Source organism: Prevotella sp. HCN-7019 (genome assembly GCF_037890215.1).
Classification (GTDB): Bacteria; Bacteroidota; Bacteroidia; order Bacteroidales; family Bacteroidaceae; genus Prevotella.
The window spans coordinates 75339-91648 of sequence record NZ_JBBKBO010000007.1 but is presented as its reverse complement, the minus strand read 5'-3'; the positions used below and the strand labels follow the sequence as shown (position 1 = coordinate 91648).

Here is a 16310-nt window from a genome sequence, read left to right as displayed (position 1 = left end):
CTACGAGATTTTATCGTAGAGGATAAAATATAATTTAAAGGGGATATTGCCCTAATATCTGTTTTCTTGTTTGCGCGGTATCGTAGATAATTATTTATGTTTATGGCTATGGTAAATAAATTCGTATTATTCATATTCTTCTTTTTTATTCCTATTGGCATTTATTCTCAGAGGAAGGAGATATCACAGGCCAAGGAATGGTTGAAGGAAGGGAAAGAATTTGCCAAAGCGGAAGAATCGATGCGTAATTTACTCAAAGATTCAGCGAATCGTAAGAACGAGAAAATATGGTTGGTACTTTTTGATGCCATAAAGAAACAATATGATCATGGTAATGAACAGTTGTATCTGAAGAATCAGTATGATACCGCAGTTTTGTTCAATGCTACACGCAGAATGTTTCAGGTTCTGGAAAGTTTTGATTCTGTGAACATTGAACCGCACAAGCGTGGACGTATTGTTTTGAAATACCGTAAGAAACATTCCGCTTTTCTCAATACATATCGTCCGAATCTGTATAATGGTGGTCTGTTCTTTGCAAGAAAACATGATTTTAAACAGGCGTATGATTTTTTTGATACGTATATAGATTGCAAGAATCAACCGCTTTTTTCGGGATATGATTATGAGAATCGCGACACTATCATTCCACGTGCCGCTTATATGGCAGTGTATAGTGGTTTCAAGCAAAATGATGCAGGAAAAACATTGAAGTATGCAGACCTTGCAATGAAGGATACTGCAAAACAGAAATTCTTATATCAGTATCTTGCAGAAACATATAAGCAACAAGCAGATACTGCCAAGTATAAGTCATTATTATTGACGGGATTTGATAAATATCCCAAGTCTATGTATTTTTTCCCACGACTGTTTGACTTGTACTATAAAAGTGATGACATGAGGAATGCTCTTATGCTATGTGACAAAGCTTTGGAGGTAGACAGTACCAACGGAGTTTTTCTGTATGCAAAGAGTACTGTTCTGCTCAATATAGGACGTTATGATGAATGTATAAACATAAGCGATGATCTTATAGCACGCAATGATACATTGGCGGACGCCTATCTCAATGCCGGACTGGCATATTTCAATCAAGCTGTGAGAATAGATTCCAATACGCTTATGTCTCGCAAGCAGAAGTCACGGCTGAGGATTTTGTATAAGAGTGCAATGCCATATCTCGAACGTTATAGGGCTCTTGCGCCGGACCAGAAAGGAAAGTGGGGAATGCCGTTATATACGATATATCTTAACCTTAACATGGGAAAGGAATTTGAGGAAATAGACGCATTATTGAAGACGGATGATAATAAATGATTTTTTGAAAAGGCTCGGGGTGGATTCTTTGAGCGATATGCAGAAAGCAGCTGGTGAGGCCATAATGAATGGAGATAATGATGTGGTAATTTTGTCTCCGACTGGTTCAGGAAAGACTCTGGCTTATCTTTTGCCTATTGTGCAGATGGTAAATCAGATGGATGATCATGTGCAGTGCGTTGTCATTGTGCCAGGACGAGAACTTGCGCTGCAGTCGGCTAATGTATTGAATGATATGAAGACCGGATTGCGATGTTGTGCATGTTATGGAGGCCGGATGGCTATGGAAGAGCACCGGACTCTACGGCAAGTTTGTCCGCATATTGTATTTGCTACTCCGGGACGTCTTAATGATCATCTTGATAAGCATAATATCTCTTCTGATGGCATTAGATATGTTGTTATCGATGAGTTTGACAAATGTCTTGAGATGGGATTCGCTGATGAGATGAGTGCCATAATGGGTAAGTTGCCGAATGTTGGGAAACGTATCCTTCTTTCTGCTACGGATATTGATTCAATACCTCATTTTTTGAATATGAGACGTATGGTGCGTCTTGATTATTTAGACGGTGCCGACATTGTAGCAGAACGGTTGAAAATATATAAGGTTGCTGTTCCTGTAAAAGATAAATTAGAGACGTTGTCCTCGTTGTTGAGGACTTTCGGTAACCAAAGCAGTATTGTATTTGTGAACTATCGTGAAAGCGTGGAGCGTGTAGATGCTTATCTGCGTAGTCTTGGATTTGTCACGAGTGCATATCATGGTGGTTTGGATCAGCGTGAACGTGAGGATGCTATATATAAATTTTCAAATGGATCTGCCAGTGTGCTTGTGAGTACAGATCTTGCATCACGTGGTCTTGATATACCGTTTGTTGAGAATATTATACATTATCATCTTCCAGAAACTGAAGATAATTATATTCATCGCACGGGACGTACGGCACGATGGGACGCTCATGGCAGAGCGTTCTTTTTATTGAGTCCGTCAGAGAAACTTCCCGATTACGTGGAAAGCGATATGGATGTATTTGAGATTCCTGATGTACTGTTGCCTGTGGCGCAGCCTAAAAATGCTACAGTATATATAGGGAAAGGAAAACAGAGCAAAATCAGTAAAGGCGATATTGTTGGTTTTTTGTGTAAGAAAGCCGGGCTTAAATCAGCCGACATCGGCAGGATTGACATAAAGGACCGTTATTCATATGTAGCAGTAGAGCGTTCAAAGTTAAGACAGGTGCTACGTATGGCAAATGGTGAGAAAATAAAAGGTGTGAAAACCGTGGTTGAGGAAGTCAACTGATTAATCTGATATGAGCGGAAGAGATATTAAATATCTTCCGCTTTTTTATTTTTATTCAAAAACAGCAAGTTATAATAGTTGGTTTATTTCCTGTATTGATGGTGTAATATGTTTATACACCGGTGATGTGTAAATATGCATTGCCCGGTGGTAAAAAAGTTTCAACATCTGAAGTTTATGAAATAGAGTATTGTACCATTATTTATTCATGATGATTTTGGGGCTTTATGTTGTTTTATGTATCGTTTTATTCGTTATGTGAGTATCGGAAAGCTATTTTGGTACTTTTATAAAAGCGTTTTTGCATATTCGTATGGCCTTGTTTGGATGCCGGAATCGGCTTTGTTCCATTATGGAAAGCCCTTTTCTGCGTAACAATAATTTGTTAATAATATGAATTGAATGGTATGATGCGCTGTTATTCAATATGTTTGCATGGATATGTGAATACTCGCGAATTTATTACCAGGCTGTTTGTTGTATTCAAATAATTTATTCTTAGAGAGTTTAACATATATATTTTAATGAATAAAAATGCCATGATTTTGTATGTATATTCAGTTTTATATTCCTGTGTATATCCGTTGTCTGTAATCTAGTTGTAATATAATTGTTGCAATGCTTTAATTTCTTTGTTATTCTTTAGCAATTATTCAGGAATACCTTTGCGCCCAGAAATCAATTTGTTTAAAATTATATGGAAAAGGGTAAAAGATTGTTATTGGCGGCAGCTGTGTTCAGCGCCGGATGTATCAGCCTTTCGGCTGCAAATGATGTTACCGAAATTAATGTAGGTGGAAGTGTGAGTGGTCGTATCACCGATACAGAACATCACGTACTGCCTGGAGCTACTATTATGATCGAGGATTTGCACACTGGTGTGACAAGTGACATAAATGGTTTTTATAAGTTGCCGAATTTGAAACCAGGAACTTATGTTGTGAAAATATCGTATGTCGGCTATCAGCCTGTAGTCAGCAAGATTGTAATAGAGGATAATAAATCAAAAGAAAACAATTTTGTCTTGACTGAAGGACTCGCTTTGCAGGAAGTGGTTGTTGATGGGGCTTTCTCTGGCCAGCGTCGTGCAATGCAGATGCAGAAAAACAGTATGGGGGTAACCAATGTGGTGTCCGCAGATCAGGTTGGCAAATTCCCGGATTCAAATATTGGTGATGCCTTGAAGCGCATCAATGGTATAAATGTACAGTATGACCAGGGAGAGGCACGCTTTGGACAGGTGCGTGGAACAAGTGCAGACTTAACTTCTGTCACTGTAAATGGTAACAGACTTCCTTCTGCCGAAGGTGATACACGTAATGTACAGCTTGATCTTATACCGTCAGACATGGTGCAGACTATCGAGGTAAATAAAGTCGTGACATCAGATATGGATGGCGACGCTATCGGTGGTGCCATAAACCTTGTGACAAAGAACACTCCGTCACACCGTGTTTTGAATTTCACTCTTGGAAGTGGACATACATGGATTAGTGATAAGCAACAGTGGAATCTCGGAGCTACATGGGGTGACCGTTTCTTCAACAATAAACTGGGAGTGATGGCATCGGCTTCGTATCAGTATGCACCAGGCGGTTCAGACAATACTGAGTTTGAGTATGAAATGGGTGATGAGGGTGTTGAACTCAAAGAGGCCCAGGTACGTCAGTATTATGTGACACGTGAGCGTCAGAGCTACTCTCTTTCTTTTGACTATAAGTTTAATCCGTTGAATAAAATATCTTTCAAAGGAATATACAATCGTCGTAACGACTGGGAGAACCGCTATCGTATAAGTTACAAGAAACTTAATTCTTCTGCTTCAAAACAGTCGGTTGTTCTCGAAACAAAGGCCGGTGCAGATGATACAAAAAATGCGCGTCTTGAGCGTCAGCAGACAATGGACTTCACACTTGATGGTGAACATTATATCGGCAACCTTAAAATAGATTGGGCAGGAAGTTATTCACGTGCAACAGAGGAGCGTCCTAACGAACGCTATGCCTCGTTCGAGTATGAGGGAATCGATTTCGGTTCAGGATTTAAGGACGCTTTTGGACGTCAGCCTTACTGTACTATAGCTCTGCCAGATCTGAATGATGATGGTTGGAGTATTGATGAGCTCACAAATCAAGATGAGGATATTGCTGAAAACGAATACAAAGCACGTATCAACTTTGAGTTGCCCCTTGCCAACGGTTTGTATGGAAATAAACTGAAGTTCGGTGCCAAATATACAAGCAAGGATAAGAAACGTAATGTAAGCTTCTATGAATATGATGAAGAACTTCTTGGTGATTGGCGTTCGCAAACAAGCTTGCAGATTCGTGACGGATTCATGCCTGGCGAGAATTATCCGCTTCACTCACCGTTTATAAGAAAAGAATTTTTGGGTGGTATCTCCTTTGATAAGGCCTATGGTGAGGAGGTTCTTGAAGAGGAAGCTGGAAATTATAAAGTGAAAGAGTCTATACTTGCAGGATATCTCCGTTTTGATCAGAAACTCGGTAAGAATCTTGACGCAACTCTGGGACTTCGTATTGAGCGCACATCTCTGCGTACAAGCGGATTTAACTATGAGGCTGGTGAGAATGAAGTGCTTGACGAGAACGGACAGCCTGTTCTTGATGAGGACGGTGAAGTGGAGATGGAGGAATTCGAAAAGCTGACTCCGACCGGCGAATACAAGCACGATTATACTAATTTGTTGCCCAGTCTGCTCTTGAGATATAAACTTGGTGAGGAAGGAAATATACGTGCTTCGTTCACAGAGACACTTTCACGTCCAAAGTATTCTGCACTTATAGCAAACAAGAGTTTTAATCTTGTCGATCAGGAGGCTGCAATCGGCGATCCAAACACAAAACCGACAACATCTTTCAACTATGACCTTTCTGTTGATTATTATTTCAAGAGTGTAGGTCTTGTAAGTCTTGGATTATTCTATAAGGATGTCCGTAATGTGAATGTGGAGACACTCAGCTATTATAAGGGTTCAGAACTTGGTCTTGCAGGAAACGATGAAACATTTGAGGTGACACAGAACTTGAATGCATACGATGCAAGAATATTTGGTGTGGAAGCAGCATGGCAGCGTGATTTTGGATTTATTGCTCCGTCATTAAAGTGTCTTGGACTCTATGCCAACTACACTTACACACATAGCACTACAAGAAACTATAATGAACGCCTTGGTATAAAGGATGGAGATGATGTGAAGATGGCCGGTTCGCCGGAGCATACAGCAAACGCTTCTCTGTACTATGAGAAATCTGGAGTAAATGTGCGGCTGTCTTATAACTTTGCTTCAAGCTTTATTGATCAGATGAATACTGGTGATCGTGCACTTGATCGTTATTATGACAAAGTGAACTATCTTGACTTGAACGCAAGCTATACATGGGGAAATAAAACCAAGTTTACGGTTTACGCAGAGGCAAACAATCTGCTCAATCAACCACTTCGTTACTATCAGGGCGAGAAAGATCGTACAATGCAGGTGGAATATTATGGTGTAAAAGTCAATGCTGGTATAAAGATAAATCTTTAAAATAGATTCCTGAAAGTTTCCGCTGTATCTGTTCTTGCACGATGCGACGGAAACTTATTACATAAATAAAATCTTTTGTAATTTTACAATAATTAAAATGATAACAAATCTTATGATAAGAAACAAAAAAACTTATTTGACAGCCTTTGCTGTTGTATTCATCTCCATTTTCTGCAGTCTCGGCATTTACGCACAGACTCCTGCTGATTGGGAGAAAATGAAAGGTGATGTGGTTTTGTATATGGCCAATGATCTTGGACGTAATGGTTACTATGATCAGAAACCCATTGCTGAACTTATGGGAGTTATGGCAGAGACTTTAGGACCGGAGTGTGTTATTGCTGCAGGTGATGTTCATCATTTTGAAGGTGTAGCTTCTGTAAACGATCCTTTGTGGATGACAAACTATGAACAGATATATTCTCATCCAGAACTAATGCTTGCCTGGTATCCTGTGTTAGGAAATCATGAGTATCGTGGTAACACTCAGGCTGTGCTGGATTATGGGCAAGTGAGCCGAAGGTGGGAAATGGAAGGACGTTATTATACACGTACGTTCGATGAAGATGGAACTACGCTGCGTCTGATTTTTATTGATACAACTCCGCTGATTTCAAAATATCGTGAGGAGAATGTTAAGTATCCGGATGCGTGCAAGCAGAATAATGATGAGCAATTGAAATGGCTTGACGCCACACTTAAACAGGCAAAAGAGGATTGGGTGATAGTGGTTGGTCATCATCCTATATATGCAGAAACACCAAAGGATGATGTCGAACGTGCTGATATGCAGCGTATACTTCTGCCTGTATTGAAAAAATATAACAATGTTTCATTGTATGCATGTGGCCATATTCACAATTTTCAACATATCCGTATGAAAGATGACAACATTGATTATGTAGTAAACTCATCTGGTTCACTTGCCCGTACGGTGAAACCTATTGAAGGTACCGTGTTCTGTTCACCGGAACCAGGTTTCTCTGTTATTTCAGCGACGAAGAAAGCATTGAATATGTATATGATAGATAAGACCGGAAAGGTATTGCATACAATAACTAAGACAAAATAAAACCATATTTATTATAATGTCTATTTTAAAATGCCTTGGTAGGATTTATTTATCCTTCCGAGGCATTTTTATTTATAGGCTTATGTATTGTTGCTATTATGTCATTTGCAATATTCATATGTGGTATTTAGCATGGAGAATTATATTTTATCATATTATAAAAATGAAAAAATAACATATTGTATTGAGTATTATTCACAGATAATCACTATCTTTGTAAATATATAAACGTATGATAAAACATAACAGATTTAATTATGGAGAATAATACAGAACTGATTGCTTTGTGTGAAAACAAGGCAAAACAATGGTTGTCACCTTCATTTGATGAAGACACCCGCAAGTCTGTTCAGGCACTGCTTGACAATGAAGATAAGACTGATCTGATAGAGTGTTTCTACAAGGATCTTGAATTTGGTACAGGTGGACTCCGTGGCATCATGGGAGCCGGAAGCAACAGAATGAACATATATACAGTGGGTATGGCCACTCAAGGTTTTGCAAATTATCTGAAAAAGAATTTTGCAGATCGCAGTTCTGTTTCTGTTGTTGTATGTCATGACTGTCGTAATAACAGTCGTCTGTTTGCAGAAACTGTTGCGGATATTTTCTCTGCAAATGGTATCAAGGTTTACCTTTTTGATGACATGCGTCCTACACCGGAATGTTCTTTTGCAATACGTCATCTTGGCTGTCAGGCCGGAGTTAATATAACAGCTTCCCATAATCCTCGTGAGTATAACGGATATAAGGCTTATTGGGAAGATGGTGCACAGGTGTTGTCTCCACATGATGTCGGCATAATCGATGAAGTTAATAAAGTGAAGGTCGACGACGTGAAGTTCTCTGGTAACAAAGAGCTCATTCAGATTATCGGTGAAGAGGTTGACAATGCTTATCTTGAGCAGGTTCATACTGTTTCAATCGATCCAGAGGTAATCAAACGTCAGAAAGATCTTAAGATTGTTTATACTCCTTTGCATGGCACAGGAATGATGCTTATTCCGCAAAGTCTTAAGAAATGGGGATTTGAAAATGTACACTGTGTTGCGGAACAGATGGAAAGAAGCGGAGATTTCCCGACAGTCAAGAGTCCTAATCCTGAAAATGGAGAAGCGCTTACTTTGGCTTTACGGGATGCAAAGGCAATAGACGCAGACATCGTAATGGCCAGTGATCCTGATGCAGACCGTGTGGGTATGGCATGCAAAAATGATAAGGGAGAATGGATTCTTATCAATGGTAATCAGACTTGTCTTATTTTCTTGTATTATATAATTACGAATCGCATTAAGACAGGTAAGATGAAGCCTACCGACTTTATTGTTAAAACGATTGTTACAACAGAGACAATAAAGCAGATTGCCGATAAGCAGCACATAGAGATGAGAGATTGCTATACGGGCTTCAAGTGGATTGCGCGTGAAATTGCTCTTTCTGAAGGAAAACAGCAGTATATCGGAGGTGGTGAGGAGAGCTATGGCTTCCTTGCAGAGGATTTCGTTCGTGATAAGGATGCTGTGTCAGCATGTTCTCTGTTGGCAGAGATCTGTGCATATGCCAAGGATCAGGGTAAGACTCTTTACGATCTTCTTATGGACATTTATATTGAATATGGTTTCTCAAAAGAGACTACTATAAATGTTGTACGTCCTGGAAAGAGTGGTGCAGACGAGATTCAGGCAATGATGAGTAACTTCAGAAAGAATCCTCCTACAGAATTAGGTGGTAGCAAGGTCGTGCTAGTGAAAGACTATCTTACGCTTGAACAGAAGGATGCTGAAGGTAATGTTACGAAAATAGATATGCCTGCTACAAGCAATGTATTGCAGTGGTTCTGTGAAGACAATACAAAGGTCAGCGTTCGTCCGTCAGGAACTGAGCCTAAGATAAAGTTCTATCTTGAAATAAAAGGTAATATGAAGTGTGCTGGATGTTATGAGCGTTGCAATAACGAGAGTGCAGAAAAGGTAGAGTCTATCAAGAAAGCTCTTGGTCTCGACTGATTGCTTTTGTGATATGATTTTTTAATCTCCATTTGGATTATAACTTTTATAAATCATCCAAATGGAGATTTTTATTTTACAGTATTGTAGAATAATATATATAGAAAATCCGTTTTACGGACCAACAGAAATTCTGTGGGGATTGGTTTTGGTTTATGAAGCATGATGGGATGATGGGAAAATCCGTACAAAATGGGGAGGCTATGAATAGTGACTGAGCGTCTGCCCATATAATATAAAACCACGTTACTGAAACCGAAAAAATCCTCACCGCAAGAAGAACACATATTTTCCGTGTTTTTGTCAACTCCTAATATCGATGTTTTTAAAGAAAACTCAAGCGACGTACTTACAGATTTTCTTGACATTTTTTTGACAAAAGAAAATTGCAAAATAGATGTAAGGGAAAGTTAAGTTCCTTGTTTCTAAGGCATGTTCCGCCTTGACGGCCTTGTCGTATACCCCGTTGTGTCGTGCAGGCCGGTTGGTCCGACGTTCCGATTATGCCTGTTTCAGCCTCTGTTTACGCCCATATCAGGGTGTGATATTGCGTATATCAGGACATGAAACGGCCCGTATCACATGCTGAAATGGTGCATTTCGTACGATGAAAAATTTATTCTTAGATGTAAGTTGTTGGTGTACAGTTGTTTGCATAAAACTCTCATTTCTCGTGAATTTGCGGCAGACAGAAAGTCAGCGTGCAAATACGCGCTTGTTTTTGGGGGTAGAACAGAAAACTCTGACGTGAAAAGCTCAGGATACTGAAAATCTGTAACATCCCCCTTTGGTTTCTATCTCAGCTGAAGGCAATAACTCCGGTAAGGAATTGATGCCGCTGTTTTATAGCAGTTCAATTCACACTTAATTTTTACAGAGCCCGTTTCTCATTCTGTATTTCTGTAAGCATTATGTTTAGTTGTATAATAATATCATATCTTTGCTTTTTGGTTATTATATGGCTTTTACCCGTATAAAAGTCCATTGATTACGAAAAAAATAGTAACTTTGCACACGTATTAAACTTAAAAACAGAAAAATATGAAAGCATTTGTTTTTCCTGGTCAGGGATCTCAGTTTGTTGGTATGGGAAAAGACCTGTACGATAATAACGAAAAAGCAAAAGAGTTGTTTGAAAAAGCAAACGAGATTCTGGGATTCAGAATAACTGATATTATGTTTGCCGGCACTGATGCCGAGCTGACACAGACCAAAGTGACACAGCCTGCTGTATTCCTTCACAGTGTTATCAGTGCATTGTGTTTAGGTGATGATTTCGCTCCTTCTATGGTTGCAGGCCATTCTCTTGGCGAATTCTCTGCTCTTGTCGCAGCAGGGGCTTTGAGTTTTGAGGATGGTTTGAAGCTTGTTTACGCTCGTGCGACAGCAATGCAGAAAGCGTGCGAGGCTGCTCCTGGAACCATGGCTGCTGTTATCGGACTGCCGGATGAAAAGATTGAGGAGATTTGTAACGAATGCAGTACACCTGATAATATAGTTGTTCCGGCAAATTATAATTGTCCCGGACAGTTGGTTATAAGTGGTAATGTAGACGCTATAAATCAGGCATGTGAGAAACTGAAAGCTGCCGGTGCGAAGCGTGCATTACCTCTAAAGGTCGGTGGCGCGTTCCATTCTCCGCTCATGCAGCCTGCAAAAGAAGAATTGCAGAAGGCTATCGAGGCTACAGAATTCTCAACACCTAAATGTCCTGTATATCAGAATGTAGACGGAAAACCTCATACTGATGCTGCTGAAATCAAATCTAACCTTATAGCACAGCTTACAAGTAGCGTAAGATGGACGTCTTCTGTTCAGAATATGATTGCTGATGGTGCCGACGATTTCACAGAGTGTGGACCGGGAAAAGCTCTTCAAGGAATGATTGGACGTATAGACAAAAACGTCGCTGCACATGGATTAATCTGAGATGAATAAAAAGATAATAATATATCAGATTTTCACACGTATTTTCGGCAACCGTAACACTACATGTAAATGTAATGGTTCGGTTGCCGAAAATGGTTGTGGAAAAATGAGTTTCTTCAGTGAGAAAGTTTTAAAACAGATAAAGGCTACGGGTGTGACGCATGTATGGTATACCGGAGTAATACGTCACGCTTCAGTTACTGATTACTCTTCATTTGGTATACCAACGCAACATCCGGCCGTCGTTAAAGGAAAGGCCGGCTCTCCTTATGCCATAGTGGATTATTATGATATAGATCCTGATCTTGCGGATAATGTTGCTACAAGAATGAAGGAATTCGAAGCTCTTGTCAAACGGACGCACAGATACGGATTGGGATTCATAATGGATTTTGTGCCTAACCATGTGGCACGTCAGTATCATTCTATTGCAAAACCAAGCAATGTGAAGGATTTAGGAGAAGACGATGACAAATGTATGGGCTTCAATGCGAACAATAATTTCTATTATTGTGTCAATACGCCGTTCGAACCGGAATTTGATGCTTCTTATGAAGGTAACCGATATGAAGAATGTCCGGCAAAGGCTACAGGCAACGATCGTTTTGATAACCATCCAGGACGTAATGACTGGTATGAGACTGTAAAACTGAACTATGGAGTAGATTATTGTGATGCGGGAGGCCGTTCGTATCATTTTGATCCAATACCTGATACATGGAACAAGATGGCAGATATTCTGTTGTACTGGGCCTCGAAGGGTATTGATGGCTTCCGTTGTGACATGGCGGAGATGGTGCCAGCGGAGTTCTGGAAGTGGGCAATCAATAAAGTCAAGGCCGTATATCCGAAACTTCTTTTCATAGCTGAGGTTTATAATCCTTCAGAATACCGCAATTATATATCTTCAGGCTTCGACTACCTTTACGACAAAGTCGGTATGTACGACACGGTGCGTGCTGTCATACGTGGTGAGGCATCTACAACAGCTATAAGCCATGCATGGCAAAGCGTGGATGATATAAACGAACATATGCTGTATTTTTTGGAGAATCATGATGAGCAACGTATTGCAAGTGACTTCTTTGCCGGAGATGCTGCCAAAGCAGTTCCGGCTGTAGTGACTAACGCTCTGATGCGTCAGAATCCGTTCATGTTGTATGCTGGTCAGGAATACGGAGAACGCGGAATGGATCATGAGGGATTCAGTGGTTGTGACGGACGCACCACGATATTTGATTATTGGACGGTTAAGTCGTTGTACAAAGGCTATCAACATCCGGAGGAACTGACTGATGAAGAACGAGGACTGAATGCTTTATATACAAAGATATTGAATATTGCATCGCATGATAAAGCGGTAAGCATGGGAGAGTTCTTCGATCTTATGTATGTAAACGAGTCTCTTATACGCCAATATGCATTTATCCGCAAATACAAAAATGAGGTTCTGATTATAACAGCTAATTTCTCGGAACAAGATGTCGAAGCCTGTGTGAATATACCGGAACATGCTTTCGAGTATCTTGGTATCCCTAAGAAAAATTATTGTGTTACGGAATTATTGACTGAACGTAAGTTGAAATTCGATTTTTCAACAAAGCAAGAATTCACAGACACCATAGGTGCATATAGTGGAAATGTCTATAAATTTGTGATCTGATGGGTACGGATTCTGATTATATTTTGAATGAACATAACAAGGAGGAGTTTGCTCCAGCTCATACAGCAGAACATCTGTTGAACCAGACTATGATAAGAATGTTCGGTTGTAAGCGTTCTACAAATGCTCATATAGAGCGTAAGAAGAGCAAAATAACCTATATACTGGACCAGAAGCCTTCAAGAAAAGATGAGAAGGAGATAGAACGTCGCATGAATGAACTAATAGAGGAAGATCTCCCAGTGAAATTCAAGTTTGTGACACGGCAGGATATTCCTGATAGCGTGGAGCTGACAAACCTTCCTGATAATGCTTCAGAAACGATTCGTCTGGTTTATATTGGTGATTATGACGTGTGTCCTTGTATTGGTAAACATGTGCGTTCAACTGCACAGATAGGACATTTTGAGCTTCTTGGTACTAATTGGGATGAACAGACACACGGTTTCAGAATACGGTATAAAGTTGTTCAATAGGCATTATATTGTATATCATTTGTGCCAATGCGGATGACAGTAGAATTTTATTCTGTTGTTATCCGCATTCTTTTATTGTAATACTTTGTTGATTATATCATAATGTATTGTCAAAGTTTCTATAGCATGTTTATGTAGTTTTATTGTGTTGTTATGATTACATTTTCTTATTCTACGGTTTTTATTGTGCATATTTTTGTTGGGATATTTTATTTCGGAAATGTATAGATATTCATTATTAAAAGGTGAAAGGGATTTATAGTGTTTAGATGTATTCATACTAAACCTTTATACAAACGCTCGTTTTCTTTGTCAAAACGCGAACAAAATTTCGGTATGTCTGTTTTTTTATTTTCCTTTGCATGTAAACAGAGTACAAGACGGTGGAAGATTATCAAAGAAATACAGTTCTCACGATAACCGGTTCTGACAGTACAAGTGGATCTGGTGTACAGGCCGATATAAAGACAATATCGGCATTGGGAGGTTATGCCGTGTCTGTAATAACTTCTATAACAGTGCAAAACACAATCGGCATACAGGATTTCTATAATATTCCGCCAGAAGTGATATCCGGACAGATTGAGGCTATTGTCAATGACGTACAGCCGCAGGTTGTAAAAATCGGAATGATCCGCAGCGCAGCTGCTGTGAGGAGTATAACCGAGTCGTTGAGAAAATATCCGCCGTTGTATGTGATTTATGATCCAGTCATAATCTCGAGTTGTGGGGAAGTTCTTATGTCAGATGAGACGATAGATTGTATAAAGGAATATCTTCTGCCTCTGTGTTCGCTTGTAACAATAAAGAAAAGTAGTGCAGAATATATAATCGGCAGAAGGCTTTCTTATGCTTCTGATATGTTTGATGCTGCATGTGAGATATTGAAGTTCGGATGTCAGGCCGTGTTGCTTCAGCATGGAACATCGATGGCGGAGTCTTCTATGGATATTCTTGTGCAGCGTGGAGAATCTTCCTATAAGTATGTGTCGACTCCCAATATGTGTAATTCGTACGAACGGCACGGCGTGAGCAGTAATCTTTCGTCAGCAATAGCTACTTTCTACTGTAAGGGCAATGACTTATATGATGCTGTGACAAAAGCATATAATTATGTAAATCAGGCTTTTCTGTTGCATACAGATCTTGTGGGTAGGGCCAGCGAACTTTACAATGAGTTTGTGAATGAGGTGGCAGAACATTTTACATCAAATAGAGATGTGCGCTTTTATGCTGATAGTCTGAATGTCAGCAGTCGTTATCTAGCCCAGGTCACAAAGCGGATTACGGGTAAAGCTCCGAAGACCATTATTGATGATTATTTATGTCATGAGGCGGAACTGTTGTTATCATCTTCTGATAGGACAGTACAGGAAATTGCTTATGATTTTGGTTTTAGTTCCCAGGCTCATTTTTCGAAATTTTTCAGAAAGATGACGGGAGTTGCTCCGAGTGAATACAGAAAAATAAAACAAAATACCAAGTTATGAATAAGGAAAGACAGATATTGAACAGAAATCTTGCCCAAATGTTGAAGGGTGGGGTGATAATGGATGTGACAACTCCAGAACAGGCACGAATTGCAGAAGAAGCCGGCGCCTGTGCGGTAATGGCGCTTGAGCGTATACCTGCGGACATACGCGCTGCCGGTGGTGTATCGCGTATGAGTGACCCCAAACTCATAAAACAGATACAGAATGCGGTGTCAATACCAGTTATGGCAAAATGTCGTATAGGACATTTTGCCGAGGCACAGATTCTACAGGCTTTGGAGATAGATTATATTGATGAAAGTGAAGTATTATCGCCGGCAGATGATTTGTATCATATAGATAAGAACAAGTTCGATGTTCCGTTTGTATGTGGTGCGAAAAATCTAGGGGAGGCTCTGCGTCGTATTTCAGAAGGAGCAACTATGATAAGGACAAAGGGAGAACCTGGTACTGGAGATGTTGTACAGGCTGTAAGACACATGAGACTTATTCAGAAAGAAATTCGTATGCTTGTATCTATGCGTGAAGATGAGTTGTTTGAGTCGGCAAAACAACTTCAGGTGTCTTATGAGCTTGTACGATATGTTCACGATAATGGAAAATTGCCGGTAGTGAATTTTGCTGCAGGAGGAATTGCAACTCCGGCTGATGCTTCACTGATGATGCAGCTCGGTGCAGAAGGTGTATTTGTTGGTTCTGGTATATTTAAGAGTGGCAATCCTGTAAAACGTGCGTCTGCGATAGTGAAGGCAGTCACGAACTATAATGATCCTAATATTCTTGCCGAACTTTCAGAGGATTTGGGTGAAGCTATGGTTGGTATAAATGATGATGAGATAAATCTATTGATGGCAGAACGTGGAAAGTAATTGTATGAGAATTGCTGTATTGGCGCTTCAGGGAGCATTTATCGAACACGAACGTATGCTACGCGAGCTAGGGTGTGAAACTTTTGAAATTAGAAAGTTAGCTGATTGGAATCAATCTAAAGACGGGCTTATCATTCCAGGTGGAGAAAGTACTACACAAGCAAAACTGCTCCATGAACTTGGATTATTAAAACCTATAAAGGATTCTATCTGTAATGGTTTGCCCGTTATGGGAACATGTGCTGGCTTGATATTGCTTGCAGAGCATGTGGAGAATGGTGATTCATCCATCGGTTTTTCAACAATGTCGATAGATGTTTGCCGTAATGCTTATGGAAGACAATTGGGCAGTTTCTATGTGAAAGGAATGATGAAAGAAGTTGGTGATGGTATTCCGATGACATTTATTCGCGCTCCGTATATTAAAAGTGTATATGGAAATGCGTGTGTGTTGGCTGAATGTGGAGGACATATTGTTGCTGCAAGACAGGACAATCAGTTGGTTACATCCTTCCATCCAGAACTTACTGATGATACACGTGTGCATGGCTATTTTCTTGATATCGTACGAAAATATGCTGGTTGGTGCCAATAATAAATCATATATGTTGTATAAAACGAAATGA

Annotated in this window: 9 protein-coding genes and 1 pseudogene; all 10 read left to right on the top strand. The window is 39.8% G+C overall.

What is annotated here, in order from left to right; genetic code table 11:
- The first annotated feature begins 108 nt into the window (after nucleotides 1-108).
- The 10 genes and pseudogenes from WKT13_RS10050 to pdxT all read left to right on the top strand — a co-directional run bounded on the left by WKT13_RS10050 (nucleotide 109) and on the right by pdxT (nucleotide 16279).
- Complete coding sequence (locus WKT13_RS10050) at nucleotides 109-1320, top strand: tetratricopeptide repeat protein (RefSeq protein ID WP_340323769.1); 1212 nt, start codon at nucleotides 109-111, stop codon at nucleotides 1318-1320.
- Nucleotides 1310-2626: a DEAD/DEAH box helicase gene (locus tag WKT13_RS10045; protein ID WP_340323808.1), complete on the top strand. Its 1317-nt coding sequence runs from the start codon at nucleotides 1310-1312 to the stop codon at nucleotides 2624-2626. The genes WKT13_RS10050 and WKT13_RS10045 overlap by 11 nt, the downstream gene beginning before the upstream one ends.
- Before the next feature lie 697 nt (nucleotides 2627-3323).
- Nucleotides 3324-6176, top strand: a complete 2853-nt coding sequence (locus tag WKT13_RS10040; protein WP_340323768.1) for a TonB-dependent receptor — start codon at nucleotides 3324-3326, stop codon at nucleotides 6174-6176.
- Nucleotides 6177-6273: 97 nt separating this feature from the next.
- Nucleotides 6274-7248, top strand: coding sequence for a metallophosphoesterase (locus tag WKT13_RS10035; protein ID WP_445323598.1), 975 nt, complete (start codon nucleotides 6274-6276; stop codon nucleotides 7246-7248).
- Nucleotides 7249-7505: 257 nt separating this feature from the next.
- Nucleotides 7506-9254, top strand: coding sequence for a phospho-sugar mutase (locus WKT13_RS10030; RefSeq protein ID WP_340323766.1), 1749 nt, complete (start codon nucleotides 7506-7508; stop codon nucleotides 9252-9254).
- Between the two features lie 1041 nt (nucleotides 9255-10295).
- Nucleotides 10296-11183 carry an ACP S-malonyltransferase gene (gene fabD / locus WKT13_RS10025; protein WP_298620695.1) on the top strand — a complete coding sequence of 296 codons (888 nt, stop codon included), beginning with the start codon at nucleotides 10296-10298 and terminating at the stop codon, nucleotides 11181-11183.
- A gap of 1 nt (nucleotide 11184) precedes the next feature.
- Nucleotides 11185-13322, top strand: a pseudogene (locus WKT13_RS10020) (alpha-amylase family glycosyl hydrolase).
- 383 nt (nucleotides 13323-13705) lie between these two features.
- The gene (locus tag WKT13_RS10015) at nucleotides 13706-14812 is read left to right on the top strand and encodes a hydroxymethylpyrimidine/phosphomethylpyrimidine kinase (protein WP_340323765.1); all 1107 of its coding nucleotides are present in this window, start codon (nucleotides 13706-13708) and stop codon (nucleotides 14810-14812) included.
- A complete protein-coding gene (gene pdxS, locus WKT13_RS10010; RefSeq protein ID WP_340323764.1) occupies nucleotides 14809-15684 on the top strand; it encodes a pyridoxal 5'-phosphate synthase lyase subunit PdxS in 876 nt (291 codons plus the stop codon). The genes WKT13_RS10015 and pdxS overlap by 4 nt, the downstream gene beginning before the upstream one ends.
- A gap of 4 nt (nucleotides 15685-15688) precedes the next feature.
- Nucleotides 15689-16279, top strand: coding sequence for a pyridoxal 5'-phosphate synthase glutaminase subunit PdxT (gene pdxT, locus WKT13_RS10005; protein ID WP_340323763.1), 591 nt, complete (start codon nucleotides 15689-15691; stop codon nucleotides 16277-16279).
- The last annotated feature ends 31 nt before the right edge of the window (nucleotides 16280-16310 follow it).

What these genes read in the sequence shown, in the direction of transcription:
- pdxT (WP_340323763.1), top strand. Translation starts at nt 15,689, where the DNA reads ATGAGAATTGCTGTATTGGCGCTTCAGGGAGCATTTATCGAACACGAA.
- WKT13_RS10040 (WP_340323768.1), top strand. Translation starts at nt 3,324, where the DNA reads ATGGAAAAGGGTAAAAGATTGTTATTGGCGGCAGCTGTGTTCAGCGCC.
- pdxS (WP_340323764.1), top strand. Translation starts at nt 14,809, where the DNA reads ATGAATAAGGAAAGACAGATATTGAACAGAAATCTTGCCCAAATGTTG.
- WKT13_RS10030 (WP_340323766.1), top strand. Translation starts at nt 7,506, where the DNA reads ATGGAGAATAATACAGAACTGATTGCTTTGTGTGAAAACAAGGCAAAA.
- fabD (WP_298620695.1), top strand. Translation starts at nt 10,296, where the DNA reads ATGAAAGCATTTGTTTTTCCTGGTCAGGGATCTCAGTTTGTTGGTATG.
- WKT13_RS10035 (WP_445323598.1), top strand. Translation starts at nt 6,274, where the DNA reads ATGATAACAAATCTTATGATAAGAAACAAAAAAACTTATTTGACAGCC.
- WKT13_RS10050 (WP_340323769.1), top strand. Translation starts at nt 109, where the DNA reads ATGGTAAATAAATTCGTATTATTCATATTCTTCTTTTTTATTCCTATT.